This is a genomic window from Pseudomonas sp. Irchel s3h9 (genome assembly GCF_900187475.1).
Lineage (GTDB): Bacteria > Pseudomonadota > Gammaproteobacteria > Pseudomonadales > Pseudomonadaceae > Aquipseudomonas > Aquipseudomonas neuropathica.
In genome coordinates this window covers 19126-42621 of sequence record NZ_FYDH01000009.1, presented here as the reverse complement: position 1 = coordinate 42621, position 23496 = coordinate 19126, and the positions used below count along the sequence as shown (strand labels likewise).

22 protein-coding genes and 1 pseudogene are annotated in these 23496 nt (G+C 59.7%); 11 read left to right on the top strand and 12 right to left on the bottom strand.

Annotated features, from left to right (window positions below):
• Nucleotides 1–72: 72 nt before the first annotated feature.
• From alr to dadA, 3 genes are all read right to left on the bottom strand, one after another.
• Nucleotides 73–1146: an alanine racemase gene (gene alr / locus CKW26_RS16145; protein WP_095049335.1), complete on the bottom strand. Its 1074-nt coding sequence runs from the start codon at nucleotides 1144–1146 to the stop codon at nucleotides 73–75.
• A gap of 94 nt (nucleotides 1147–1240) precedes the next feature.
• A complete protein-coding gene (locus CKW26_RS16140) occupies nucleotides 1241–1594 on the bottom strand; it encodes a RidA family protein (RefSeq protein WP_042561737.1) in 354 nt (117 codons plus the stop codon).
• On the bottom strand, nucleotides 1566–2870 hold the full coding sequence (gene dadA, locus CKW26_RS16135) for a D-amino acid dehydrogenase (protein WP_095049334.1): 1305 nt from the start codon (nucleotides 2868–2870) through the stop codon (nucleotides 1566–1568). The genes CKW26_RS16140 and dadA overlap by 29 nt, the downstream gene beginning before the upstream one ends.
• Nucleotides 2871–3026: 156 nt before the next feature.
• Here dadA and CKW26_RS16130 point away from each other — a divergent pair, with 156 nt between their 5' ends.
• Nucleotides 3027–3515 (top strand): Lrp/AsnC ligand binding domain-containing protein, encoded by a 489-nt coding sequence (locus CKW26_RS16130; protein ID WP_003177284.1) that lies wholly within the window; start codon nucleotides 3027–3029, stop codon nucleotides 3513–3515.
• 111 nt (nucleotides 3516–3626) lie between these two features.
• On the opposite strand, the gene CKW26_RS16125 is transcribed toward CKW26_RS16130, so the two are convergent.
• A complete protein-coding gene (locus tag CKW26_RS16125) occupies nucleotides 3627–3980 on the bottom strand; it encodes a YkgJ family cysteine cluster protein (RefSeq protein ID WP_064389779.1) in 354 nt (117 codons plus the stop codon).
• Between the two features lie 147 nt (nucleotides 3981–4127).
• Between CKW26_RS16125 and CKW26_RS16120 the strand changes: the two genes are divergently transcribed.
• Nucleotides 4128–5438, top strand: a complete 1311-nt coding sequence (locus CKW26_RS16120) for an FAD-binding oxidoreductase (protein WP_095049333.1) — start codon at nucleotides 4128–4130, stop codon at nucleotides 5436–5438.
• 114 nt (nucleotides 5439–5552) lie between these two features.
• Here the strand turns inward: CKW26_RS16120 and CKW26_RS16115 are convergent, their stop codons facing one another.
• A complete protein-coding gene (locus CKW26_RS16115) occupies nucleotides 5553–5798 on the bottom strand; it encodes a DUF1127 domain-containing protein (RefSeq protein WP_095049332.1) in 246 nt (81 codons plus the stop codon).
• A gap of 178 nt (nucleotides 5799–5976) precedes the next feature.
• Between CKW26_RS16115 and CKW26_RS16110 the strand changes: the two genes are divergently transcribed.
• Entirely contained in the window at nucleotides 5977–7398 is a 1422-nt protein-coding gene (locus tag CKW26_RS16110; protein WP_095049331.1) for a PLP-dependent aminotransferase family protein, read from the top strand.
• Nucleotides 7399–7458: 60 nt separating this feature from the next.
• Entirely contained in the window at nucleotides 7459–9027 is a 1569-nt protein-coding gene (locus CKW26_RS16105; RefSeq protein ID WP_095049330.1) for a phospholipase D family protein, read from the top strand.
• An 88-nt stretch (nucleotides 9028–9115) separates the two neighbouring features.
• Here CKW26_RS16105 and CKW26_RS16100 read toward each other — a convergent pair whose 3' ends face one another.
• Nucleotides 9116–10261 carry an MFS transporter gene (locus CKW26_RS16100; protein ID WP_095049329.1) on the bottom strand — a complete coding sequence of 382 codons (1146 nt, stop codon included), beginning with the start codon at nucleotides 10259–10261 and terminating at the stop codon, nucleotides 9116–9118.
• Between the two features lie 190 nt (nucleotides 10262–10451).
• A complete protein-coding gene (locus CKW26_RS16095) occupies nucleotides 10452–11945 on the bottom strand; it encodes an aldehyde dehydrogenase (RefSeq protein WP_016985821.1) in 1494 nt (497 codons plus the stop codon).
• A gap of 239 nt (nucleotides 11946–12184) precedes the next feature.
• Here CKW26_RS16095 and CKW26_RS16090 point away from each other — a divergent pair, with 239 nt between their 5' ends.
• Nucleotides 12185–12547: a cupin domain-containing protein gene (locus tag CKW26_RS16090; RefSeq protein WP_095049328.1), complete on the top strand. Its 363-nt coding sequence runs from the start codon at nucleotides 12185–12187 to the stop codon at nucleotides 12545–12547.
• A 180-nt stretch (nucleotides 12548–12727) separates the two neighbouring features.
• Here CKW26_RS16090 and rpmG read toward each other — a convergent pair whose 3' ends face one another.
• Nucleotides 12728–12883, bottom strand: a complete 156-nt coding sequence (rpmG, locus tag CKW26_RS16085; RefSeq protein ID WP_003177274.1) for a 50S ribosomal protein L33 — start codon at nucleotides 12881–12883, stop codon at nucleotides 12728–12730.
• 11 nt (nucleotides 12884–12894) lie between these two features.
• On the bottom strand, nucleotides 12895–13128 hold the full coding sequence (gene rpmB, locus CKW26_RS16080) for a 50S ribosomal protein L28 (RefSeq protein WP_007920377.1): 234 nt from the start codon (nucleotides 13126–13128) through the stop codon (nucleotides 12895–12897).
• A gap of 448 nt (nucleotides 13129–13576) precedes the next feature.
• Here rpmB and CKW26_RS16075 point away from each other — a divergent pair, with 448 nt between their 5' ends.
• Entirely contained in the window at nucleotides 13577–15163 is a 1587-nt protein-coding gene (locus CKW26_RS16075) for an ABC transporter substrate-binding protein (RefSeq protein WP_095049327.1), read from the top strand.
• Nucleotides 15164–15297: 134 nt separating this feature from the next.
• On the opposite strand, the gene radC is transcribed toward CKW26_RS16075, so the two are convergent.
• Nucleotides 15298–15972 carry a DNA repair protein RadC gene (radC, locus tag CKW26_RS16070; RefSeq protein ID WP_093429665.1) on the bottom strand — a complete coding sequence of 225 codons (675 nt, stop codon included), beginning with the start codon at nucleotides 15970–15972 and terminating at the stop codon, nucleotides 15298–15300.
• A 135-nt stretch (nucleotides 15973–16107) separates the two neighbouring features.
• Between radC and coaBC the strand changes: the two genes are divergently transcribed.
• The 4 genes and pseudogenes from coaBC to argB all read left to right on the top strand — a co-directional run bounded on the left by coaBC (nucleotide 16108) and on the right by argB (nucleotide 20395).
• Nucleotides 16108–17316: a bifunctional phosphopantothenoylcysteine decarboxylase/phosphopantothenate--cysteine ligase CoaBC gene (coaBC, locus tag CKW26_RS16065; protein WP_007920365.1), complete on the top strand. Its 1209-nt coding sequence runs from the start codon at nucleotides 16108–16110 to the stop codon at nucleotides 17314–17316.
• A gap of 5 nt (nucleotides 17317–17321) precedes the next feature.
• Nucleotides 17322–17777: a dUTP diphosphatase gene (dut, locus tag CKW26_RS16060; protein ID WP_095049326.1), complete on the top strand. Its 456-nt coding sequence runs from the start codon at nucleotides 17322–17324 to the stop codon at nucleotides 17775–17777.
• A gap of 318 nt (nucleotides 17778–18095) precedes the next feature.
• Nucleotides 18096–19472, top strand: a pseudogene (locus tag CKW26_RS16055) (phosphomannomutase/phosphoglucomutase); the annotation flags it as partial.
• Nucleotides 19473–19489: 17 nt separating this feature from the next.
• Nucleotides 19490–20395 carry an acetylglutamate kinase gene (gene argB / locus CKW26_RS16050; RefSeq protein ID WP_003229488.1) on the top strand — a complete coding sequence of 302 codons (906 nt, stop codon included), beginning with the start codon at nucleotides 19490–19492 and terminating at the stop codon, nucleotides 20393–20395.
• A gap of 183 nt (nucleotides 20396–20578) precedes the next feature.
• On the opposite strand, the gene pyrE is transcribed toward argB, so the two are convergent.
• Nucleotides 20579–21223, bottom strand: coding sequence for an orotate phosphoribosyltransferase (pyrE, locus tag CKW26_RS16045; RefSeq protein WP_008078597.1), 645 nt, complete (start codon nucleotides 21221–21223; stop codon nucleotides 20579–20581).
• Between the two features lie 82 nt (nucleotides 21224–21305).
• Here pyrE and CKW26_RS16040 point away from each other — a divergent pair, with 82 nt between their 5' ends.
• Complete coding sequence (locus CKW26_RS16040; RefSeq protein WP_007920349.1) at nucleotides 21306–22085, top strand: exodeoxyribonuclease III; 780 nt, start codon at nucleotides 21306–21308, stop codon at nucleotides 22083–22085.
• Between the two features lie 78 nt (nucleotides 22086–22163).
• Here the strand turns inward: CKW26_RS16040 and gltS are convergent, their stop codons facing one another.
• Nucleotides 22164–23372, bottom strand: a complete 1209-nt coding sequence (gene gltS / locus CKW26_RS16035; RefSeq protein ID WP_095049324.1) for a sodium/glutamate symporter — start codon at nucleotides 23370–23372, stop codon at nucleotides 22164–22166.
• Nucleotides 23373–23496: the final 124 nt, after the last annotated feature.

Below are 23496 nucleotides of genomic sequence, written 5' to 3'. Positions count from 1 at the left end.
TGTTGTAAGAATATTGAGCGTTATCATGGCGACAGCGTTCAGTATTTACAACACTTCGCCCCCGCAGCGGCGTCAACCCTCGGAATAGAGCCTTGGCACTCGGCGCAGATTGCAAAAGATCTGGTACGGAATGGTGTCGGCCCACTGCGCCACTTCGCTGGCGAGGATGTTTTTGCCCCACAGCTCAACGCTCGAACCGAGGCCAGCTTCAGGCACATCGGTGAGGTCGATGCAGAGCATGTCCATCGACACGCGACCGAGAATCCGGCTGCGTTTACCCGCCACCAGTACCGGCGTGCCGGTCGGCGCCTGACGCGGGTAGCCGTCGGCGTAACCCATGGCGACCACGCCGATGCGCATCGGTTTGTCGGTGATGAATTTGGCGCCGTAGCCGATCGGCTCGCCAGCGGGCAGTTCACGGACGCAGATGACTTTCGACTCCAGGGTCATCACCGGTTGCAGGCGATCAGCCACGGCGTTGGCCTCCTCGAACGGGGTCGCGCCGTAGAGCATGATGCCCGGACGTACCCAGTCGCTGTGAATCTGCGGCCAGCCAAGCACTGCTGGCGAGTTGCGCAAGCTGACTTCCGCCGCCAGGCCCTGACGCGCCGCTTCAAACACCGCGACTTGCTCGGTGCTGCTCTGCGCGTGCAGCTCATCGGCACGGGCAAAGTGGCTCATCAACACGATCTTCGCCACTTTGCCGCTGGCCAGCAGCCGTTGGTAGGCTGCCGGGTAATCCTTGGGATGCAGACCAACGCGGTGCATGCCCGAATCAAGCTTCAGCCACACGGTGATCGGCTTGCTCAGTGTCGCCTGCTCGATCGCTTCGAGCTGCCACAGCGAATGCACCACGGTCCAGAAATCATGCTCGACAACCAGCGCCAGCTCATCGGCTTCGAAGATGCCTTCGAGCAACAACACCGGGGCCTTGATGCCGGCCGCGCGCAACTCCAGCGCTTCTTCGATGCAGGCGACGGCAAAACCGTCGGCCTCGGCTTCCAGTGCCTGGGCGCAACGCACCGCGCCATGGCCGTAGGCGTCCGCCTTGATCACCGCAAGCGCCTTGGCGCCAGTGACTTCGCGGGCAATTCGGTAGTTGTGGCGCAGGGCTTCTAGGTCGATCAGGGCACGGGCAGGACGCATGGCGGCAGACTTCTAGGCGGTCATGGGAAGAAAAACCGGCGCCGACTGACGACGTGAACCGCCAACAGCGCCGGGAGAGGGATCTTTACAACGGCTACGGCAGCGCGGCGACGATGGAAATTTCCACCAGAATGCTCGGCTTGGCCATTTTCGCTTCGACGGTGGCGCGGGCCGGGGCGGCGCCTTTGGGCAGCCACTGGTCCCACACCGAGTTCATCCCGGCAAAGTGGGCTTCGATATCGTTCAGGTAGATCGTCGCCGACAGCAGATGCTGTTTGTCGGTGCCGGCCAGATCGAGCAAGCGCTCGATATTGGCCAGTACCTCGCGAGTCTGCTGTTCAATCCCGGCGTCGAAGTCGTCGCCGACCTGCCCGGCCAGATACACGGTGCCGTTGTGGCTGACGATCTGACTCATGCGCTCATTGGTGAGCTGGCGCTGGATTGCCATGTTTTGCGGACTCCTGGGTCTTGTTGCCGTAACGGGAAATATCGAGGCCTTCGGCGCTGATCTGCGGCTTTTTCTTCGCCATCAGATCGGCCAGCAAACGACCGGAGCCGCACGCCATGGTCCAACCGAGCGTGCCGTGACCGGTGTTGAGGAACAGGTTCTTGAACGGCGTGGCGCCAACGATCGGCGTGCCGTCCGGGGTGGTCGGACGCAGGCCGGTCCAGAAGCTCGCCTCGGCCAGATTGCCGCCCTGAGGATAAAGGTCGTTGACGATCATCTCCAGGGTTTCACGGCGACGCGGGTTCAGCGACAGGTCAAAACCGGCGATCTCGGCCATGCCGCCCACACGGATACGGTTATCGAAACGGGTGATCGCGACCTTGTAGGTCTCGTCGAGAATAGTCGAAGTCGGGGCCATCGCCGGGTTGGTGATCGGCACGGTCAGCGAGTAACCCTTGAGCGGATACACCGGCGCCTTGATGCCCAGCGGTTTGAGCAGTTGCGGCGAGTAGCTGCCGAGCGCCAGTACGTAGCGGTCAGCGGTTTCCAGCTTGCCGTCGATCCACACACCGTTGATGCGATCACCGGCGTAGTCGAGTTTCTGAATGTCCTGGCCAAAGCGGAATTCGACACCGAGTTTCACGGCCATTTCGGCGAGGCGCGTGGTGAAGATCTGGCAGTCGCCGGTCTGGTCATTCGGCAGGCGCAGGGCACCGGCGAGGATGTCAGTGACACCCGCCAGGGCCGGCTCTACGCGGGCAATGCCGGCGCGGTCGAGTACTTCAAACGGCACGCCGGATTCTTTCAGCACGGCGATGTCTTTGGCGGCGTTATCCAGTTGTGCCTGGGTGCGGAACAGCTGAGTCGTGCCGAGGCTGCGGCCTTCGTAGGCGATGCCGGTTTCGGCGCGCAATTCATCGAGGCAGTCGCGGCTGTACTCGGACAGACGCACCATGCGCTCCTTGTTCACCGCGTAACGGCTGGCGGTGCAGTTGCGCAGCATCTGCGCCATCCACAGGTACTGGTCGATGTCGGCGGTGGCTTTTATCGCGAGAGGGGCGTGGCGCTGCAACAGCCACTTGATCGCCTTCAGCGGCACGCCCGGCGCGGCCCACGGCGAGGCGTAGCCCGGCGAGACCTGGCCGGCGTTGGCGAAACTGGTCTCCATGGCCGCGGCTGGCTGTCGGTCGACCACCACCACTTCAAACCCGGCACGGGCCAGATAGTAAGCACTGGCGGTACCGATGACGCCGCTACCCAAGACCATTACGCGCATTTTTGTATCCCTCATCGCGGCGGGGCCGCGTACGTCTGTTGTTAGAGCAATGATGCGCGCAGTGTAAAAAAGAAATGCCAGTGCTTTTCACTATATAAGCGCCTATATTTGGCGACAATTCTCGGCAAAAACCCTTTTCACGGAGGCGCATCCCCTATGCGTACCAACACTCAGACCAAACGTGAGCTGGACAAGATCGACCGCAACATCTTGCGGATCCTGCAGGCGGACGGGCGGATTTCCTTTACCGAACTTGGGGAAAAGGTCGGCCTCTCTACCACGCCCTGCACCGAACGAGTACGGCGTCTGGAGCGCGAAGGAATCATCATGGGCTACAACGCCCGGCTGAATCCGCAGCATTTGAAGGGTAGCTTGCTGGTGTTCGTCGAGATCAGCCTCGACTACAAATCCGGCGACACTTTCGAGGAGTTCCGACGCGCGGTGCTGAAGTTGCCGCACGTGCTGGAGTGTCATCTGGTGTCGGGGGATTTCGACTATCTGGTGAAGGCGCGGATTTCCGAGATGGCGTCTTACCGCAAGCTGCTCGGCGACATTCTGCTGAAGCTGCCGCATGTGCGCGAGTCGAAGAGCTATATCGTGATGGAAGAGGTGAAGGAGAGCTTGAGCTTACCTATTCCGGATTGAAGATCGCTGGCGCTCCACTCGCGAGCAGGCTCGCTCCCACAGGGGGAACGCATTCCAAATGTGGGAGCGAGCCTGCTCGCGATGGCGTCGACTCGGTTCCGAGTGAACGCGCTAAACCAAAACCTGCCGATTCGCCGCCATGTACTCGAATATCTGCTTCTCCACTCTCGGATGAATCAGCTCCACCGGGCGCCGCTCATTCGGGCAAGGCAAGGTCTTGGTCGTGCCGAACAAACGGCAAATCAACGGCCGCTCTTCATACACCGTGCAGCCGTTCGGCCCCAGGTGCACACAGTTCAGCTCTTCCATCGCCGCATCTTGCTCGGCGCGGGTCTTGCGTGGCAGGCGGGCCATTTCTTCCGGCGAAGTGGTCACCGGGCCGCAGCAATCGTGGCAGCCGGGCACGCACTCGAACGAGGGTATCTGCTGGCGCAAGGTGCGGATTTTCTGGCTGTTGCAGCTCATTGCAGCGATGACCGAGGAGGAATAGGCGACAATTGTGCCGCAAAAGCCGAGATCCAGACACCGCAGGCCGACCAATGTTGCCCACATTCGGGCGTGCGGCTTATGCTCCGTCAAATTTTCTCGACACTTAGCCGTTGGATGACGCCCATGACTGCCCGCGCCTTTACCTCCGCGAGCCAACCCCACGTTGCCTCTTACTACGCCGCCAGCAGCCTGCCGCAGCCCGATCACCCGGTGTTGCAAGGTGACGTGCTGGCCGACGTCTGTGTGGTCGGCGGCGGCTTTTCCGGGTTGAACACGGCGCTGGAACTGGCCGAACGCGGCCTCAGCGTGGTGTTGCTGGAAGCGCACAAGATCGGTTGGGGCGCCAGCGGTCGCAACGGCGGGCAGCTTATTCGCGGCGTCGGTCACGGCCTCGATCAGTTCACCAACGTCATCGGTGCCGACGGCGTGCGCGAGATGAAACTGATGGGCCTGGAAGCAGTGGAAATCGTTCGCCAGCGCGTCGAGCGTTTTCAGATTGCCTGCGACCTGACCTGGGGCTATTGCGACCTCGCCAACAAACCGTCCGACCTCGAAGGCTTTGCCGAAGACGCCGAAGAACTGCGTGGCCTTGGCTATCGCTACGAAACCCGCTTGCTGCAAGCCCACGACATGCACACGGTGGTCGGTTCCAAACGCTATGTCGGCGGCTTGATCGACATGGGCTCCGGGCATCTGCATCCGCTGAACCTGGCCTTGGGCGAAGCAGCAGCAGCGCAGCAACTGGGCGTTAAACTGTTTGAACACTCGGCAGTGACGCGTATCGATTACGGCCCTGAAGTCAAAGTCCATACAGCTCAAGGTTCGGTGCGCGCCAAGACCCTCGTGCTTGGCTGCAACGCGTATCTCAGTGATCTGAATCCGCAACTCAGCGGCAAGGTCCTGCCCGCGGGCAGCTACATCATCGCCACCGAGCCGTTGAGCGAAGAACAGGCGCATAACCTGCTGCCGCAGAACATGGCGGTCTGCGACCAACGTGTCGCGCTGGATTATTACCGACTCTCGGCGGATCGTCGTTTGCTGTTCGGCGGCGCCTGCCACTATTCGGGACGCGATCCAAAGGATATCGGCGCCTACATGCAGCCGAAGATGCTCGAAGTGTTTCCGCAACTCGCTGGCGTGAAAATCGACTATCAGTGGGGCGGCATGATCGGTATCGGCGCGAACCGCTTGCCGCAGATTGGCCGGCTCGCGGACCAGCCGAACGTGTATTACGCCCAGGCCTATTCAGGCCACGGGGTGAATGCCACGCACCTGGCGGGCAAGTTATTGGCCGAAGCGATCAGCGGGCAGCAAAGCGGGGGCTTTGATCTGTTTGCCAAGGTGCCGCACATCACCTTCCCGGGCGGCAAGCATTTGCGTTCGCCGTTGTTGGCGTTGGGGATGTTGTGGCATCGCCTTAAAGAGTTGGTCTGAGTGATCGTTCCCACGCTCTGCGTGGGAATGCATCCAGTGACGCTCTGCGTCACAGCGGACGCGGAGCGTCCGGCGCGGCGCTCCCACGCAGAGCGTGGGAGCGATCAGTGGTTGTCAGATCCGCCAGAACGGCTTCAACCCCTCCTCCTGCGCCTGCTCACGCGTCAGCCCGATGTCCTTGAGCTGATCCGCCGTCAGCGCCAGCAACGCCTTGCGCGTGTGCAGACGATGCCACAACAGACTCCAGCGACTCAGGCCGGACGGCGCATTGCGCATGATCTCATTGCGCGCACTGTCCTTCTGCCCTGCCGCCAGTTCCTGACCGTGTAACGTCAACCGCACATCGCTCAAGCCGTTCATTTTCAATGCTCCTGTTTACTTGGGTAGCCAGAGATTCCATGATGCGCGGGCGAGCAAAACCATTACAGATTCAAAGACACTGTATTAACTCCATACAGATTTGCCGCTTTGTCGACTGAATTGTCGATTTTTGCGAGATCTGTACTGGTTTATCGAATCACCGCACCGAGGCAGCGCCATGACCCTTTATGTAAACCTCGCCGAATTGCTCGGCACGCGCATCGAAAACGGCTTCTATCGCCCAGGTGACCGGCTGCCATCGGTGCGCGCCTTGAGCGTCGAACACGGGGTCAGTCTGAGCACGGTGCAACAGGCCTATCGCGTGCTCGAAGACAGCGGCCTGGCCACGCCGAAACCCAAGTCCGGCTACTTTGTGCCGGTCGGCCGCGAACTGCCGGAGCTGCCCGCCGTCGGCCGTCCGGCGCAGCGCCCGGTGGAGATTTCGCAGTGGGATCAAGTGCTGGAGTTGATTCGTGCGGTGCCGCGCAAGGATGTCGTGCAACTGGGTCGTGGCATGCCGGACATCAGCTCGCCGACGATGAAGCCTTTGCTGCGTGGGCTGGCGCGGATCAGCCGCCGTCAGGACATGCCCGGTCTGTATTACGACAACATCCACGGCACTCTAGAACTGCGCGAACAGATCGCTCGACTGATGCTCGACTCCGGCTGCCAGTTGAGCGCGAGCGATCTGGTGATCACCACCGGTTGCCACGAAGCGCTGTCTACCAGCATCCACGCGATCTGCGAACCGGGAGACATTGTCGCGGTGGACTCGCCAAGCTTTCATGGCGCCATGCAGACCCTCAAAGGCCTGGGCATGAAAGCCCTGGAAATTCCCACCGACCCGCTCACCGGGATCAGCCTCGAAGCGCTGGAACTGGCACTGGAACAATGGCCGATCAAGGTCATCCAGCTCACGCCCAACTGCAATAACCCGCTCGGCTACATCATGCCGGAGTCGCGCAAACGCGCCCTGCTCAACCTCGCGCAGCGCTTCGACGTAGCGATCATCGAGGACGACGTGTATGGCGAACTGTCCTACACCTACCCGCGCCCTCGCACGATCAAATCCTTCGACGAAGACGGCCGTGTGCTGTTGTGCAGTTCGTTTTCCAAGACCCTTGCGCCGGGGCTGCGCATTGGCTGGGTCGCGCCGGGTCGATACCTTGAGCGGGTGTTGCACATGAAATACATCAGCACCGGCTCCACCGCGCCGCAGCCGCAGATCGCTATCGCCGAATTTCTCAAGGCTGGCCATTTCGAACCGCATTTGCGGCGCATGCGCACGCAATACCAGCGCAGTCGCGACCTGATGATCGATTGGGTGACCCGCTACTTTCCGGCGGGCACCCGCGCCAGCCGGCCGCAAGGCAGCTTTATGCTGTGGGTCGAGTTGCCGGAAGGTTTCGACACCCTGAAACTCAATCGCGAGTTGCTTGACCAAGGCGTACAGATTGCCGTCGGCAGCATCTTTTCCGCCTCAGGCAAGTACCGCAATTGCCTGCGGATGAACTACGCTGCCAAACCGACAGCGCAGATCGAAGAGGCGGTGCGCAAGGTCGGCGAGACCGCTGTCAGATTGCTGGCGGAAGCCGACTGACCTTTTTCCAGAGAACCGCGTCCATATGCCGACCCTTGCCGCCAACCGGAATGATCCTACGTGAGCTTCAGACAGCCCCTACTCGCTTCGCTGTTACTCGCCTCGTTCCTGAGCGGCTGTGCCAGTCTCGATGTCCCGCGCGAGCCAAGTCAGGCGTTGCCGGCATCCGATTCCAGCTTCGGTCGTTCGATTCAGGCACAAGCGGCGCCCTACCATGGCCGCTCAGGGTTTCGCCTGCTGTCCAACAGCAGCGAGGCGTTCACCGCCCGCGCCGAACTGATCCGCAACGCCCAGACCAGCCTTGATCTGCAGTACTACATCGTCCATGACGGCATCAGCACGCGAATGCTGGTGGAGGAACTACTCAAGGCTGCCGATCGCGGCGTGCGCGTGCGCATTCTGCTCGACGACACCACCAGCGACGGTCTGGACCAGATCATCGCCACGCTGGCGGCGCATCCGCAGATCCAGATTCGTCTGTTCAACCCGCTGCATCTGGGCCGCAGCACCGGCGTCACCCGCGCGGCAGGCCGCTTGTTCAACCTGTCGCTGCAACACCGGCGCATGCACAACAAGTTGTGGCTGGCGGATAACAGCGTGGCCATCGTCGGCGGGCGCAATCTCGGTGACGAATATTTCGACGCCGAGCCAAACCTGAATTTCACCGACATCGATATGCTCAGTGTCGGGCCGGTGGCCGAGCAGCTCGGGCACAGTTTCGACCAGTACTGGAACAGCGCCCTGAGCAAACCGATCGACGAATTCCTTACCAGCCAACCGACCGTCAAGGACCTGGAGAACACCCGCACACGCCTGGAAGAATCGCTGGAGGAAACCCGCAAACAGAATCACGCGCTGTACCAGCAGTTGATGACGTTCAAGACCGCACCGCGCATGGACATCTGGCGCAAAGAGCTGATCTGGGCATGGAATCAGGCGCTGTGGGATGCGCCGAGCAAGGTCTTGGCCAAGGGTGAGCCGGATCCGCAATTGCTGTTAACCACGCAGTTGGGTCCGGAGCTGCGCGGCGTCAGCAAAGAACTGATCATGATTTCGGCGTATTTCGTGCCGGGCCAGCCAGGGCTGGTTTACCTGACCGGTCGTGCCGATGCCGGCGTCTCGGTAAGCCTTCTGACCAACTCGCTGGAAGCCACCGATGTGCCAGCGGTGCACGGCGGCTATGCGCCGTATCGCAAAGCGTTGCTGGAGCATGGCGTGAAACTGTATGAACTGCGCCGTCAGCCTGGGGATAACTACGGCAGTGGCCCGCATGTTTTTTACAGCAAATCGTTTCGCGGCTCTGATTCAAGCTTGCACAGCAAAGCGATGATCTTTGATCGGCAGAAGTCGTTTATCGGCTCGTTCAACTTCGACCCGCGTTCGGTGTTGTGGAACACCGAGGTTGGGGTCTTGGTCGACAGTCCGGAGTTGGCCGAGCATGTGCGTGAGCTGGCCTTGCAGGGGATGGCGCCGGCGCTGAGTTACGAGGCGAAGTTACAGGATGGCCAGATCGTCTGGATCACTGAGGACAACGGCCAGATGCACACCCTGACCAAGGAGCCGGGGAGTTGGTGGCGGCGGTTCAATGCGTGGTTCAGCACCACGGTAGGGCTTGAGCGAATGCTTTAAAAAAGCAAAGGATCGCAGCCTTCGGCAGCTCCTACAGTTGAAGTGCATTCCTCCTGTAGGAGCTGCCGAAGGCTGCGATCTTTTGATGTCAGGCAGGCTCAGTAACTGCGCCAAATGCACCTTGGCGCAACAGCAATATCACCAACCCGAACGCTCCGATCGCCATCAACAACGGCAACGCATGCCCACTGATCCACTGGCTGCCCGCCCCCGCAGCCAGCGGCCCGACCAGACAACCGACACCCCACAACTGCGCAATGTGCGCATTCGCCCGCACCAGCGCATCGTCACGATAACGCTCGCCAATCAGAATCAGCGACAGAGTGAACAAACCACCGGCACTCGCCCCGAACAATACCCACAATGGCCAGATCAGTAGCGTGTCGAGCAACAGCGGAATCGCCAGACTCGACACCATCAACGCCACCGCACAACCGGCGAATAGCGTACGCCGTGACAGATAATCGGCCAGCGCACCAATCGGCAGTTGCAGCAGCGCATCACCCACCACCACCGTGCTGACCATCGCCAGCGCAATCTCGGCAGTGAAGCCCTGTTGCAGGCAATACACCGGCAGTAACGTCAGGATCATCGCCTCGAATGCGGCGAACAACGACACCGCCCAGGCAATCGCCGGCAACTCACGGGCGAAGCCCCACAATTCCTTGAACGTTACGCTGCTGGCTTCACTGCTCGGCGCACCGCTGCGACCCAGCAAGAGCAATGGCGACAGCAACAGCAAAGCGACACCGACCCAGAAACCGTAATCATGCTCGGTACCCAGCGCGCCCAACAGCAACGGACCCGACAGTTGGCTCAACGCATAGCTGCTGCCATACAGCGCCACCAGTCGCCCGCGCCAGTTCTCGACCACCAGTTGATTGATCCAGCTCTCGCCGAGGATGAACACGATGGTCAGGATCACCCCGATCATCAGCCGTAGCACCAGCCAGATCGGGTAGCTCGGCAGCAACGCCAACAGACCGATCGACAGCGCCCCGGCCCACAGGCACAGGCGCATCAGGTTCGCCGTGCCGAAACGTGCCGCCAGATGACTGGAAATCTTCGCGCCCAACAACACGCCAATTGCTGGCATCGCTGCCATTACACCAATGGCGAAGGAGCCGTAGCCCCAACCTTCGAGGCGCAACGACACCAACGGCATGCTGACCCCCAGGGCCAGGCCGACACTCAAGACAGACGCCAACACGGCGAAATACGTCGCCCACCGCATGTTCCACGCTCCTGTGGATTATTTTTTTAGAGGCCACATCAAACAAATGTGGGAGCGAGCCTGCTCGCGAATGCGGCTGCACATTCAGCACATGGGCTGACTGATACACCGCTTTCGCGAGCAGGCTCGCTCCCACAGGGATCTGCCTCGTCTGGAGGATCTGCTCTTGCGAACAGACCCTCCTAACGGCTTACAGCTTGATCCACGTCGCTTTCAGCTCGGTGTACTTGTCGAACGCGTGCAGCGATTTGTCGCGACCGTTACCCGACTGCTTGAAGCCGCCGAACGGTGCGGTCATATCACCACCATCGTACTGGTTAACCCACACGCTGCCGGCGCGCAGTGCCTTGGCGGTCAAATGCGCCTTGGAGATGTCCTGGGTCCATACCGCAGCGGCCAAGCCATACGGCGTGTCGTTGGCGATCTGGATCGCTTCTTCAGCCGTATCGAAAGCGATGACCGACAGCACCGGGCCGAAGATCTCTTCCTGAGCGATCTTCATCGCGTTGCTCACGCCATCGAAAATGGTCGGCTCAACGTAAGTGCCGCCGGTTTCCTGAAGAATGCGCTTACCGCCAGCCACCAGTTTGGCGCCATCGGTGTGCCCGGATTCGATGTACGACAGCACGGTGTTCATCTGCTGAGTGTCGACCAGCGCACCGACGTTGGTCGCCGGATCCAACGGATTGCCCGGCTTCCAGGTTTTCAGCGCCTCGATCACCATCGGCAGGAATGTGTCCTTGATCGAACGCTCGACCAGCAGACGCGAACCGGCGGTGCAGACTTCGCCCTGGTTGAAGGCGATGGCGCTGGCAGCGGATTCGGCAGCCGCTTGCAGATCCGGCGCATCGGCAAAGACGATGTTCGGGCTCTTGCCGCCGGCTTCCAGCCAGACGCGTTTCATGTTCGATTCGCCGGAGTAGATCATCAGTTGCTTGGCGATTTTGGTCGAACCGGTGAACACCAGCGTGTCGACATCGTTGTGCAGGGCCAGCGCCTTGCCGACGGTGTGACCGTAGCCCGGCAGCACGTTGAGCACGCCTTTCGGAATACCGGCTTCAACAGCCAGCGCAGCGATACGGATGGCGGTCAGCGGGGATTTTTCCGATGGCTTGAGGATCACCGAGTTACCGGTCGACAGCGCCGGGCCGAGTTTCCAGCAGGCCATCATCAGCGGGAAGTTCCACGGCACGATGGCGCCGACCACGCCTACCGGCTCGCGGGTTACCAGACCCAGCTGGTCGTGCGGCGTAGCGGCGACTTCGTCGTAGATCTTGTCGATCGCTTCACCGCTCCAGCTCAGCGCTTGCGCCGCGCCCGGAACGTCGATGTACAGCGAATCGCTGATCGGCTTGCCCATGTCGAGGGTTTCGAGCAGGGCCAGTTCTTCGGCGTGCTGCTTGAGCAGGCCGGCAAAACGGATCATGGTGGCTTTGCGTTTGGTCGGCGCCAGGCGCGACCAGACGCCGGAATTGAACGTGGCGCGGGCATTTTCCACGGCGCGCTGGGCGTCGGCGGCGTCACAGCTGGCGATCTTGCCAAGCAGACGGCCATCGACCGGACTGATGCACTCGAAGGTCTCCCCGGAGACGGCGTCGGTGTATTCGCCATTGAGGTAGGCGCGGCCTTCGATTTTCAGGTCGCGGGCGCGTTGTTCCCAGTCGGCACGAGTCAGGGTGGTCATTTCGAGTGTCCTCCGCTTGTTGAATACGAGCGCCGCGCGATCTTCGCCAGCGTCCTCAGGAATTCTGCCCGGCCAGCCGGTTTTTCGGCCAGAGGCACCCGCCACCCTAAACCAGCGGCCGGGGTTGTTTCAATATATTTGACATAAGGTGGTCATACGGCCTTGCGGTGTTGATTTTAATCAACATAGACTTTGACCCTTTCCAGCCAATCGCGCCGTATTCACGGGGGATAACAACAATGAACATCCAGAACGTCGTCGACATCAGCCTGACCAGCAGCGAAGCCGAACGCTATCGCCCGGACCCGGCGAAGGTGCTGAAGGGAGATCCTGAGCAAGCGGTGTTCCATCAGTACGAAAGCCCCTGTGGGCAGATGGGCGTTGGCGTTTGGGAAGGTGCGATCGGGCAGTGGACGGTGAATTACACCGAGCATGAGTACTGCGAAATCCTGCAGGGGGTCTCGGTGCTGCGTGACGGCGAGGGCAATGCCAAGACGTTGCGCGTTGGCGACCGGTTTGTGATTCCGGCAGGGTTTCGGGGCACTTGGGAAGTGCTTGAGGCTTGCCGCAAGATCTATGTGATCTTTGAACAGAAGGCTTGAGGATTTTCGCTGGCTGATCCGGCCCTATCGCGAGCAGGCTCACTCCTACAGGTGACCGCATTCCAATTTAGGAGTGAGCCTGCTCGCGATAGGGCCAGAACAGGAAACACAAAATCCGAGGCAACAAAAAAGGCCCGTATCGTGAGATACGGGCCTTTTTCGTAAGTCGGGAAAAATCAATTACTTGATTTTGCCTTCCTTGTAGATCACGTGCTTGCGAACAACCGGATCATATTTCTTGATCTCGATTTTGTCCGGGGTAGTACGCTTGTTCTTGTCGGTAGTGTAGAAGTGACCAGTACCGGCGCTCGAGATCAAACGAATCAATTCACGCATGATTAGCTCCCTTAAATCTTGCCATCGCGGCGAAGTTCGGCGAGCACGACAGTGATGCCACGCTTGTCGATGATACGCATGCCTTTGGCAGATACGCGCAGACGCACAAAACGTTTCTCTTCTTCAACCCAGAAGCGGTGATGCTGCAGGTTCGGCAGGAAACGACGACGGGTTTTGTTGTTTGCGTGGGAAATGTTATTCCCAGTCACCGGACCCTTACCGGTAACTTGACATACTCTCGACATGCCTCAGCCCTCTAAAACCACATGCCCAACCCGGCATGGGTTGGCCGCTTAATCTCTCAGTCATTTGGCGCCAGGCGCCGCGTTTCTTTAGAGGTCTTACCGGCTACACCTACAGTGAAGGAACCGGGCCCCTAGAAAAGAGCGCTGCTTTATACCAGAAAGACTTCAGAGCAACAACATTCGGTGTGCAAACAGTCCACAAAAAGGCGCTTTTTCAGCCTGCGAACGGCTTGGATAAAGGCTGGCATCGATTTTTACCACTCGTCGCAGAAAACCACCCTTGCGGGCGATTCAGACTTTTTACCGCGCACCGCGGTCTGAAAAACCGCCATCACTGTGCCCCGAAAATGCAAAAAGGGGATAGTCATTTGTAATCCAGACCTCTAGGGTAGGCCTTTTCCAGACTGCACTTGCAGATGGGCCTTCGATCTGTAAAAGGAAACCGACCATGCGCCTCGCTGCCCTACCCCTGTTGCTCGCCCCGCTCCTGCTGAGCCCCCTGGCCCAGGCCGCCGCGCTGAGCGTCTGCACCGAGGCCAGCCCTGAAGGGTTCGACGTGGTGCAGTACAACTCGCTGACCACCACCAACGCCTCGGCCGACGTGCTGATGAACCGTCTGGTTGAATTCGACACCGCCAGCGGCAAAGTCGTGCCGAGCCTGGCCGACAGCTGGGAAGTCAGCACCGATGGCCTGACGTATGTCTTCAAGCTACACCCGCAGGTGAAGTTTCATACGACTGACTACTTCAGGCCGAGCCGTGAGCTGACCGCAGAAGACGTCAAATTCAGCTTCGACCGCATGCTCGACCCGGCCAACCCGTGGCACAAAGTCGCCCAAAGCGGCTTCCCCCATGCGCAATCGATGCAGTTGCCAGCGCTGATCAAGAAGATCGACGCGCTCGATCCGCTGACCGTGCGTTTCACCCTTGATCACCCGGACTCGACCTTCCTGGCGACACTGAGCATGGGCTTCGCCTCGATCTACTCCGCCGAATACGCCGACAAATTGATGAAGGCCAACGCCACGGACAAGCTCAACAGCCAGCCGATCGGTACCGGCCCGTTTGTGTTCAACCGCTTCCAGAAAGACGCGGCGATTCGCTACAAGGCCAACCCGGATTACTTTGGCGGCAAGCCTTCGGTAGACCCGTTGATCTTCGCCATCACCCCGGACGCCAACGTGCGCCTGCAAAAGCTACGGCGCAACGAATGCCAGATCGCCCTGTCGCCAAAACCTTTGGACGTACAGGCCGCGCTGAAAGAGCCGACACTAAAAGTCGAAAAGACTGACGCCTTCATGACCTCTTTCGTTGGCATCAACAGCCAGCATCCGCCGCTGGACAAGCCAGAGGTGCGTCAGGCCATCAACCTCGCCTTCGACAAGGCCAACTACATCAAAGCGGTGTTCGAAGACACCGCCGAAGCGGCCAATGGCCCTTACCCACCGAACACCTGGAGTTATGCGAAGAACCTACCGGGTTACCCGCATGACGTGGCCAAAGCCAAGGCGCTGATGGCCAAGGCCGGTTTGAAAGACGGCTTCCAGACCACCATCTGGACGCGTCCATCAGGCAGCCTGCTCAACCCGAACCCAAGCCTCGGTGCACAGTTGTTGCAATCGGATCTGGCGGAAATCGGTATTCAGGCGGAAATCCGCGTGATCGAGTGGGGCGAACTGATTCGCCGCGCCAAGGCGGGCGAGCATGACCTGCTGTTCATGGGCTGGGCCGGCGACAACGGCGACCCGGACAATTTCCTGACACCGCAGTTTTCCTGCGCCGCGGTCAAATCGGGCACCAACTTCGCGCGCTACTGCAATGCCGATCTGGACAAGCTGATCAGCGCCGGCAAGACCACCAGCGAACAAGGTGTACGCACCAAGCTGTACGAGCAGGCGCAGGCGCAGATTCAGCAGCAGGCGTTGTGGTTGCCGCTGGCGCATCCGACCGCTTATGCGCTGACACGTAAGGACGTGCAGGGTTACTCGGTAAGCCCCTTTGGCCGCCAGGACTATTCGAAGGTAAACCTGAAATAACCTGCCCTGCACATAACGTGTAGGAGTGAGCCTGCTCGCGATGGCGTCATTTCAGTCAACCCATTCGGTGACTGGAAAATTGCTATCGCGAGCAGGCTCACTCCTACAGGGGTTTAGCGTTTTTCCCCTGAACTTTACATCCAGCCACACTCAGCCATCGACAACGGCTCACCATCGCCGACGATGAAGTGATCGAGCACCCGCACATCAATCAGCTCCAGTGCCTTTTGCAGTCGCTTGGTCAGCAGCCGATCTGCCTGACTGGGGTCAGTGTTCCCCGATGGATGGTTGTGGCACAGGATCAACGCAGCGGCGTTATTGGCCAAACATCGCTTCACAACCTCGCGTGGATGCACGCTGGTGTTGTCGATTGAGCCGCGAAACAGTATCTCGAAATTCAGTACTTGATGTTTGGAGTCGAGAAACAGGCAACCAAACACCTCATGCGGTTCGTGACGCAGCATCGATTTCAGATAATCGCGAACGACCTGAGGGTTTTCCAGGGCTGGTTTCTGCCGTGATTTCTCAGCCAGATGCCGCCTGTTCATTTCCTGAGCAGCTTGCAGTTGCGCAAACTTCGCCGGCCCGAGCCCCAATTGTTTGCTGAATTCGTCCTGATCGGCCTCAAGCAGCAAACGCAGGCTGCCGAATTGAGTCAACAGATTGCGCGCCAGATCCACAGCACTTAGTCCGGGCAACCCGGTGCGCAGAAAAATCGCCAGTAACTCAGCGTCTGAAAGGCTCGCTGCCCCGTGTTCCAACAACCTTTCCCGCGGACGTTCCGCCGCAGGCCAATCGCGAATACTCATAGCACTTCCCTGTCTGTGGGCGCCGCTGTTCCGTAGCGGTCGCTGTGATATCGTAGCCCATCTTTTTTGCGGGCGAATTCACCCTGGGGAGGGGGTTTCGCCACGTATGTCACCCACGAAATGAAAGGCAGACCTATGCAGCGGCTGTATCGGAAACGCATCGTGCTCGGCGTCGGCGGCGGCATCGCGGCCTACAAGAGCGCCGATCTGGTTCGTCGCCTGATCGATCAGGGTGCCGAAGTACGCGTGGTCATGACCCATGGCGGCGCCGAGTTCATCACCCCGCTGACAATGCAAGCGCTGTCCGGCCACCCAGTCCACCTCGACTTGCTCGACCCGGCTGCCGAAGCCGCGATGGGCCACATCGAGCTGGCGAAATGGGCCGATCTGGTACTGATCGCCCCGGCCACCGCCGACCTGATCGCCCGCCTGGCCCAAGGCATCGCCAACGATTTGCTGACCACCCTGGTGCTGGCCACCGACGCCGTTGTGGCAGTCGCGCCGGCAATGAATCAGGCGATGTGGCGTGATCCGGCGACCCAGGCCAACCTGCAACTCCTGGAAAGTCGTGGCCTGAAGACCTTCGGCCCGGCCTCGGGTAGCCAGGCCTGCGGCGACGTCGGCATGGGCCGCATGATGGAGGCCACCGACCTCGCACAATGCGCGGCGGACTGCTTCCAGCGCCAGGCGCTGACCGGCAAACACGTCGTCATCACCGCCGGCCCGACTCAGGAAAACATCGACCCGGTTCGCTACATCACTAACCACAGCTCCGGCAAAATGGGCTTCGCCCTCGCTGAAGCCGCAGTTGAGGCCGGCGCCCGCGTCACGCTGATCAGCGGCCCGGTGCACCTGCCGACACCGGATCGCGTCACGCGTATCGACGTGGTCAGCGCCCGCGACATGCTCGCGGCTTGCGAGTCGGCGATCCCGTGCGATGTGTTCATCGCCTCGGCAGCCGTTGCGGACTACCGCCCGGAAGTCGTCGCCCCGCAAAAACTCAAGAAAGATCCTACGAGCGGTGACGGCTTCGTCCTGCAAATGGTGCGTAACCCGGACATCCTGGCCACCATCGCGACGCGTCCCGACCGTCCGTTCAGTGTCGGTTTCGCCGCCGAGACCGAACACCTGCTCGACTACGCTGCACGCAAGCTGAAGGACAAGAATCTCGATTTGATCGTCGCCAACGACGTCGCCAACCCGAGCATCGGTTTCAACAGCGAAGAAAACGCCTGCAGCGTGATTGACCGTGCGCTGCACGCCACGGTTTTCGCCCAGACCAGCAAGAGCAAGATCGCTCGCCAACTGGTCACCTTTATCGCCGAACGTCTGAACCAGGTTTAATTTACATGCACGCTTTGCAAGCCAAGATCCTCGACCCACGCATCGGCACCGAATTCCCGCTGCCGCAATACGCCACCCCGGGTTCCGCCGGCCTCGACCTGCGCGCCATGCTGGATCAGGACATCGTGATCAAGCCGGGTGAAACCGTGCTGATCCCCACCGGTCTGTCGGTTTACATCGGCGACCCGAACCTCGCCGCGCTGATCCTGCCGCGCTCGGGCATGGGCCATAAGCACGGCATCGTGCTGGGCAACCTCGTGGGTCTGATTGACTCGGATTATCAGGGCCCGCTGATGGTGTCTTGCTGGAACCGTGGCCAGACCGACTTCACCATGACCGTCGGCGAACGTCTGGCGCAACTGGTGCTGGTACCGGTGGTACAGGCGCATTTCGAAATGGTTGAAGAGTTCGTCGAAACCGAACGCGGCACTGGCGGATTTGGCCATACCGGCACCAAATAACCGGAGCCATCTTCTGTAGGAGCTGCCGCAGGCTGCGATCTTTTGATTTTTAAGATCAAGATCAATAGATCGCAGCCTGCGGCAGCTCCTACAGGGGGAAGTTTCAGCAGATCAGCTGAAAGGTTTAACACCGAAAATCAAGGTTTTGCCGGCCGAAAGCCACGCCCGCCGAGGCATCATGGCCCTTTCATACCACGAACTCTCCGTGGAAAACGCCGTCATACCCTTCAGTTTGAGCCTGCCGTCGAACGATTCGTCGGTCTGTCCCGCCACTTTCGAGATGGAGCATTTCCGTAGATGAGCACCCCAGCCAAGATCGCCCCGAAGCTGCCCGACAGCATTTTCCGCGCCTATGACATTCGCGGCACCGTGCCGGAATTCCTCAATGCCGAAACCGCTTACTGGATCGGCCGCGCCATCGGTTCGCAGAGCCTGGCCCAAGGTGAGCCGAACGTTTCCGTCGGTCGCGACGGCCGCCTGTCCGGCCCGGAGCTGGTTGCAGAACTGATTCGCGGCATCGCCGAAAGCGGCTGCCACGTCAGCGATGTCGGCCTGGTGCCAACGCCCGCGCTGTACTACGCCGCCAACGTCCTGGCCGGCAAATCCGGGGTGATGCTCACCGGCAGCCACAACCCGTCGAACTACAACGGTTTCAAGATCGTCATCGCCGGCGACACCCTCGCCAACGAACAGATCCAGGCCCTGCACGAGCGCCTCAAGACCAACAACTTGAGCAGCGGCACCGGCAGTGTCACTCAGGTCGAGATCCTCGACCGCTACAACACCGAAATCGTCCAGGACATCAAACTGGCGCGGCGCATGAAGGTCGTGGTCGACTGCGGCAACGGCGCGGCCGGTGTGATCGCCCCGCAACTGATCGAAGCGCTGAATTGCGAAGTCATCCCGCTGTTCTGCGAGGTCGATGGCAACTTCCCGAACCACCACCCGGATCCGGGCAAGCCTGAAAACCTCGTCGATCTGATCGCCAAAGTCAAAGAAACCAACGCCGACATCGGCCTGGCTTTCGACGGCGACGGCGACCGTGTCGGCGTGGTGACCAACACCGGCAGCATCGTTTACCCCGATCGCCTGCTGATGCTGTTCGCCCGTGACGTGGTCGCGCGCAACCCGGACGCGGAAATCATCTTCGACGTCAAATGCACCCGCCGCCTGGTGCCGCTGATCAAGGAATACGGTGGTCGTCCGCTAATGTGGAAGACCGGTCATTCGTTGATCAAAAAGAAAATGAAACAATCCGGTGCACTATTGGCCGGTGAAATGAGCGGGCACATCTTCTTCAAGGAGCGCTGGTTCGGTTTCGACGACGGCATCTACAGCGCCGCACGGCTGCTGGAGATCCTCAGCAAGGAAAAATCCACCGCGGAAGAGCTGTTTGCAACCTTCCCGAACGATATTTCTACGCCGGAAATCAATATCCATGTGACCGAAGAGAGCAAATTCAGCATCATTGATGCACTGCACGACGCACAGTGGGGCGCAGGCGCTGACCTGACCACCATCGACGGCGTGCGAGTCGATTACGCCAAAGGCTGGGGCCTGGTGCGCGCGTCCAACACCACACCGGTGCTGGTGCTGCGCTTCGAGGCCGATGACGAGGCAGAACTTGCGCGTATCAAGGACGTATTCCACGCCCAATTGAAACGTGTTGCACCTGATCTCCAACTACCGTTCTGATCCACCCGGAGCCCTGAATGACCCTCGAACGCGAAGCCGCCGCCCATACCGCCCAGGTCCTGTCCGAAGCGTTGCCTTACATCCGACGTTATGTCGGCAAGACCCTGGTGATCAAATACGGCGGCAACGCGATGGAAAGTGAGGAGCTGAAAACCGGCTTTGCGCGCGACATCGTCTTGATGAAAGCCGTGGGCATCAACCCGGTCGTGGTTCACGGTGGCGGCCCGCAGATCGGCGATCTGCTCAAGCGTCTGTCGATCGAAAGCCACTTCGTCGATGGTATGCGCGTCACCGACGCCGCGACCATGGATGTGGTGGAAATGGTCCTTGGCGGCCAGGTCAACAAAAGCATCGTCAACCTGATCAACCGTCACGGCGGCAGCGCCATCGGCCTGACCGGTAAAGACGCCGGGCTGATTCGTGCGAAGAAGCTCACCGTCACCCGTCAGACCCCGGAGATGACCCAGCCGGAAATCATCGACATCGGTCAGGTCGGCGAAGTGGTCGGGATCAACACCGAACTGCTGAACCTGCTGGTCAAAGGCAACTTCATTCCGGTGATTGCGCCGATTGGCGTGGGTGAGAACGGCGAGTCGTACAACATCAACGCGGATCTGGTGGCTGGTAAAGTCGCCGAGGCACTGAAAGCCGAGAAGCTGATGTTGCTGACCAATATTGCCGGCCTGATGGACAAGTCGGGCACCGTGTTGACCGGCCTGAGCACGCAGCAGGTCGACGACCTGATCGCCGACGGCACTATCTACGGCGGTATGCTGCCGAAGATCCGTTGTGCACTGGAAGCGGTTCAGGGCGGCGTGGGCAGCTCGCTGATCATCGACGGCCGCGTGCCGAACGCGATCCTGCTGGAAATCTTCACCGACACCGGTGTGGGCACGCTGATCAGCAATCGCAAGCGTCCGTAAGCGCAGACGCAAACAAAAAGACCCCGCTCAGCCAGGCTGAGCGGGGTCTTTTTTTGCCTGCAACCTCAGACTTCTGCACCTCTCCTGTGTAGGAGCTGCCGAAGGCTGCGATCTTTTGATCTTGCTCGCAAATGCCAAAATCAAAAGATCGCAGCCTTCGGCAGCTCCTACAGAGAAGGTGTGTCAGACGCCGAATTGGGCGCGGTAGGCTTCCACGGCTGGCAGGTGCTGCTTGAGTTGCGGGTCGTCAGCGAGGAATTCCAGCACCTGGTTCAGCGAAACAATGCTGATGACGGGGATGCCGAAGTCGCGTTCTACTTCCTGAATCGCCGACAACTCACCGTTGCCACGCTCCTGACGGTTCAGCGCGATCAGCACGCCCGCAGCTTTGGCGCCGTCCTGGGAAGCGATGATTTGCATCACTTCGCGGATTGCCGTACCAGCGGTGATCACGTCGTCGATGATCAGCACATCGCCAGTCAGCGGCGCGCCGACCAGACTGCCGCCCTCGCCGTGGGCCTTGGCTTCCTTGCGGTTGAAGCACCATGGCAGATCACGGTCGTGGTGCTCGGCCAACGCGACAGCTGTGGTCGCTGCCAACGGGATGCCTTTGTAGGCCGGTCCAAACAGAACGTCGAAGGGAATACCGCTTTCGGCAATGGCTGCAGCGTAGAAACGCCCCAACTGCGCCAGGGCCGAACCCGAGTTGAACAGGCCGGCGTTGAAGAAGTAAGGACTGGTGCGCCCGGACTTCAGGGTGAACTCACCGAAGCGCAAAACGCCGCGATCGATGGCAAAACGAATGAAATCGCGCTGATACGCTTGCATGAAAAAAACCCCAAATACCACGGATTTAGCTAATTAGCTTGACGCCGTGTATCATACACGCACGCGATTTTTGGGGCCATTTATGCGGATCATCAGTGTGAACGTCAATGGTATTCAGGCTGCAGTCGAGCGTGGTTTGCTCAGTTGGCTGCAAGCACAGAATGCCGACGTCATCTGCCTGCAGGACACCCGTGCCTCCGCCTTTGAACTGGATGACCCAGCCTTCCAACTGGATGGCTACTTCCTTTATGCCTGCGATGCTGAAGTCCCTGCCCAAGGCGGCGTGGCTTTGTATTCGCGGTTGCAACCGAAGGCTGTCATCAGCGGTCTCGGTTTCGAGACGGCCGACCGCTACGGGCGCTACCTGCAAGCAGATTTCGACAAAGTCAGTATTGCCACCTTGCTGCTACCTTCGGGGATGAACGGCGATGAGGACTTGAACCAGAAGTTCAAGCTCATGGACGACTTCGGCAAGTACCTGGACAAACAGCGGCGCAAACGTCGCGAGTACATTTATTGTGGCTCGCTGTACGTGGCGCAGCAGAAGCTCGACATCAAGAACTGGCGCGACAGCCAGCAATCCCCGGGCTTCCTGGCGCCAGAACGCGCCTGGATGGACGAGATTGTCGGCAACATGGGCTATGTCGATGCCCTGCGCGAAGTCAGCCGCGAAGGCGACCAGTACAGCTGGTGGCCGGACAACGAACAGGCCGAGATGCTCAATCTCGGCTGGCGGTTTGACTACCAGATCCTGACCCCGGGCCTGCGGCGCTTCGTGCGCAGTGCTCGCCTGCCGCGTCAACCACGGTTCTCGCAGCACGCACCGCTGATCGTCGACTACGACTGGACGCTGACCATCTAAGCGTCGTTTCGCAGTTAAAAATGCCCGTATCGCAAGATACGGGCATTTTTTGTGCGTCAGTGCCAAGCCGATTCGGACTCAGACAGCGGCGAAGAACGGTAAGGTCAGGTAGAGCTTGATCACGACGACATTAATGATATCGATGAAAAACGCTCCGACCATCGGCACCACCAGAAAGGCAATCTGCGACGGCCCATAACGCTGCGTCACTGCCTGCATATTGGCAATCGCCGTCGGCGTCGCACCCAATCCGAAACCGCAATGCCCTGCCGCCAGCACGGCCGCGTCGTAGTTGCGCCCCATCATCCGGAATGTCACGAAAATCGCGAACAACGCCATGACCAGCGCCTGTACAGCCAGAATGATGAAAATCGGCAACGCCAGTGCGGCCAGATCCCACAACTTGAGCGACATCAGGGCAATCGCCAGAAACAGCGACAAGCTGACATTACCCAGCACCGACACCTCACGCTCGAACACCTGATACAGACCCAACGCCGAAAGCCCGTTGCGCAAGACCACGCCAACAAACAGAACACAAACGAACGTCGGCAACTCGAATGAAGTACCGTGCAGCCAGCCATTCAGAAGATTGCCCGCCAACAAGCTGACTGCAATCAGGGCGAGTGTTTCTATAAACGAAAACGGGGTAATCGAGCGTTCTTTGTTTGGTTGCTCGAAGCCTCTTGGCAACCGCGGCGTTTGCTGATTCTGACAACCGGGCACCTGCACTCGCTTGATGAGCAACCGTGCAACCGGTCCACCAATCAAACCACCCAGCACCAGACCAAACGTCGCGGAGGCGATCGCCAGCTCGGAGGCAGAGGCCAGACCGTATTTCTCACTGAATACCGTACCCCACGCAGCCCCAGTGCCGTGACCGCCCGCCAAGGTGATCGATCCGGTCAGCAGTCCCATCAATGGATCGAGCCCGAGCATTGTTGCCAGCCCGATCCCCATCGCATTTTGCACCACCAACAATCCGGTGACTGCCAACAGAAATATCCCGACAACGCGCCCGCCTTTCTTCAAGCTGGCAAAGTCTGCACTTAGACCAATGGTGGCAAAAAAGGCCAGCATCAAAGGTGTCTGCAGCGAAGTATCGAAACGAATTTCAATATTTAGCGTTCGCAGCAGCAACAAGATCAAGGCAACTACCAGGCCACCCGCGACCGGTTCAGGGATATTGTAACTGCGCATGAAGCCAACACGCATAACTAGCCCGCGCCCTAGCAAAAGAACTAAGGAGGCGGCCACAAGTGTTCCGTAAAAATCGAGCTGAATCATTGGGATTATTCTTGGCTATATATTCAGAGGCGAGCTGTTTACCTGCACGCACCTCATGAACCGGCTGATTGTCTCAACACTGATTACTCGGAAATTCAATAGCCTTCGATGGCTTGAATATATC

What these genes read in the sequence shown, in the direction of transcription:
- alr (WP_095049335.1), bottom strand. Translation starts at nt 1,146, where the DNA reads ATGCGTCCTGCCCGTGCCCTGATCGACCTAGAAGCCCTGCGCCACAAC.
- CKW26_RS16140 (WP_042561737.1), bottom strand. Translation starts at nt 1,594, where the DNA reads ATGGCAATCCAGCGCCAGCTCACCAATGAGCGCATGAGTCAGATCGTC.
- dadA (WP_095049334.1), bottom strand. Translation starts at nt 2,870, where the DNA reads ATGCGCGTAATGGTCTTGGGTAGCGGCGTCATCGGTACCGCCAGTGCT.
- CKW26_RS16130 (WP_003177284.1), top strand. Translation starts at nt 3,027, where the DNA reads ATGCGTACCAACACTCAGACCAAACGTGAGCTGGACAAGATCGACCGC.
- CKW26_RS16125 (WP_064389779.1), bottom strand. Translation starts at nt 3,980, where the DNA reads ATGAGCTGCAACAGCCAGAAAATCCGCACCTTGCGCCAGCAGATACCC.
- CKW26_RS16120 (WP_095049333.1), top strand. Translation starts at nt 4,128, where the DNA reads ATGACTGCCCGCGCCTTTACCTCCGCGAGCCAACCCCACGTTGCCTCT.
- CKW26_RS16115 (WP_095049332.1), bottom strand. Translation starts at nt 5,798, where the DNA reads ATGAACGGCTTGAGCGATGTGCGGTTGACGTTACACGGTCAGGAACTG.
- CKW26_RS16110 (WP_095049331.1), top strand. Translation starts at nt 5,977, where the DNA reads ATGACCCTTTATGTAAACCTCGCCGAATTGCTCGGCACGCGCATCGAA.
- CKW26_RS16100 (WP_095049329.1), bottom strand. Translation starts at nt 10,261, where the DNA reads ATGCGGTGGGCGACGTATTTCGCCGTGTTGGCGTCTGTCTTGAGTGTC.
- CKW26_RS16095 (WP_016985821.1), bottom strand. Translation starts at nt 11,945, where the DNA reads ATGACCACCCTGACTCGTGCCGACTGGGAACAACGCGCCCGCGACCTG.
- CKW26_RS16090 (WP_095049328.1), top strand. Translation starts at nt 12,185, where the DNA reads ATGAACATCCAGAACGTCGTCGACATCAGCCTGACCAGCAGCGAAGCC.
- rpmG (WP_003177274.1), bottom strand. Translation starts at nt 12,883, where the DNA reads ATGCGTGAATTGATTCGTTTGATCTCGAGCGCCGGTACTGGTCACTTC.
- rpmB (WP_007920377.1), bottom strand. Translation starts at nt 13,128, where the DNA reads ATGTCGAGAGTATGTCAAGTTACCGGTAAGGGTCCGGTGACTGGGAAT.
- CKW26_RS16075 (WP_095049327.1), top strand. Translation starts at nt 13,577, where the DNA reads ATGCGCCTCGCTGCCCTACCCCTGTTGCTCGCCCCGCTCCTGCTGAGC.
- radC (WP_093429665.1), bottom strand. Translation starts at nt 15,972, where the DNA reads ATGAGTATTCGCGATTGGCCTGCGGCGGAACGTCCGCGGGAAAGGTTG.
- coaBC (WP_007920365.1), top strand. Translation starts at nt 16,108, where the DNA reads ATGCAGCGGCTGTATCGGAAACGCATCGTGCTCGGCGTCGGCGGCGGC.
- dut (WP_095049326.1), top strand. Translation starts at nt 17,322, where the DNA reads ATGCACGCTTTGCAAGCCAAGATCCTCGACCCACGCATCGGCACCGAA.
- argB (WP_003229488.1), top strand. Translation starts at nt 19,490, where the DNA reads ATGACCCTCGAACGCGAAGCCGCCGCCCATACCGCCCAGGTCCTGTCC.
- pyrE (WP_008078597.1), bottom strand. Translation starts at nt 21,223, where the DNA reads ATGCAAGCGTATCAGCGCGATTTCATTCGTTTTGCCATCGATCGCGGC.
- CKW26_RS16040 (WP_007920349.1), top strand. Translation starts at nt 21,306, where the DNA reads ATGCGGATCATCAGTGTGAACGTCAATGGTATTCAGGCTGCAGTCGAG.
- gltS (WP_095049324.1), bottom strand. Translation starts at nt 23,372, where the DNA reads ATGATTCAGCTCGATTTTTACGGAACACTTGTGGCCGCCTCCTTAGTT.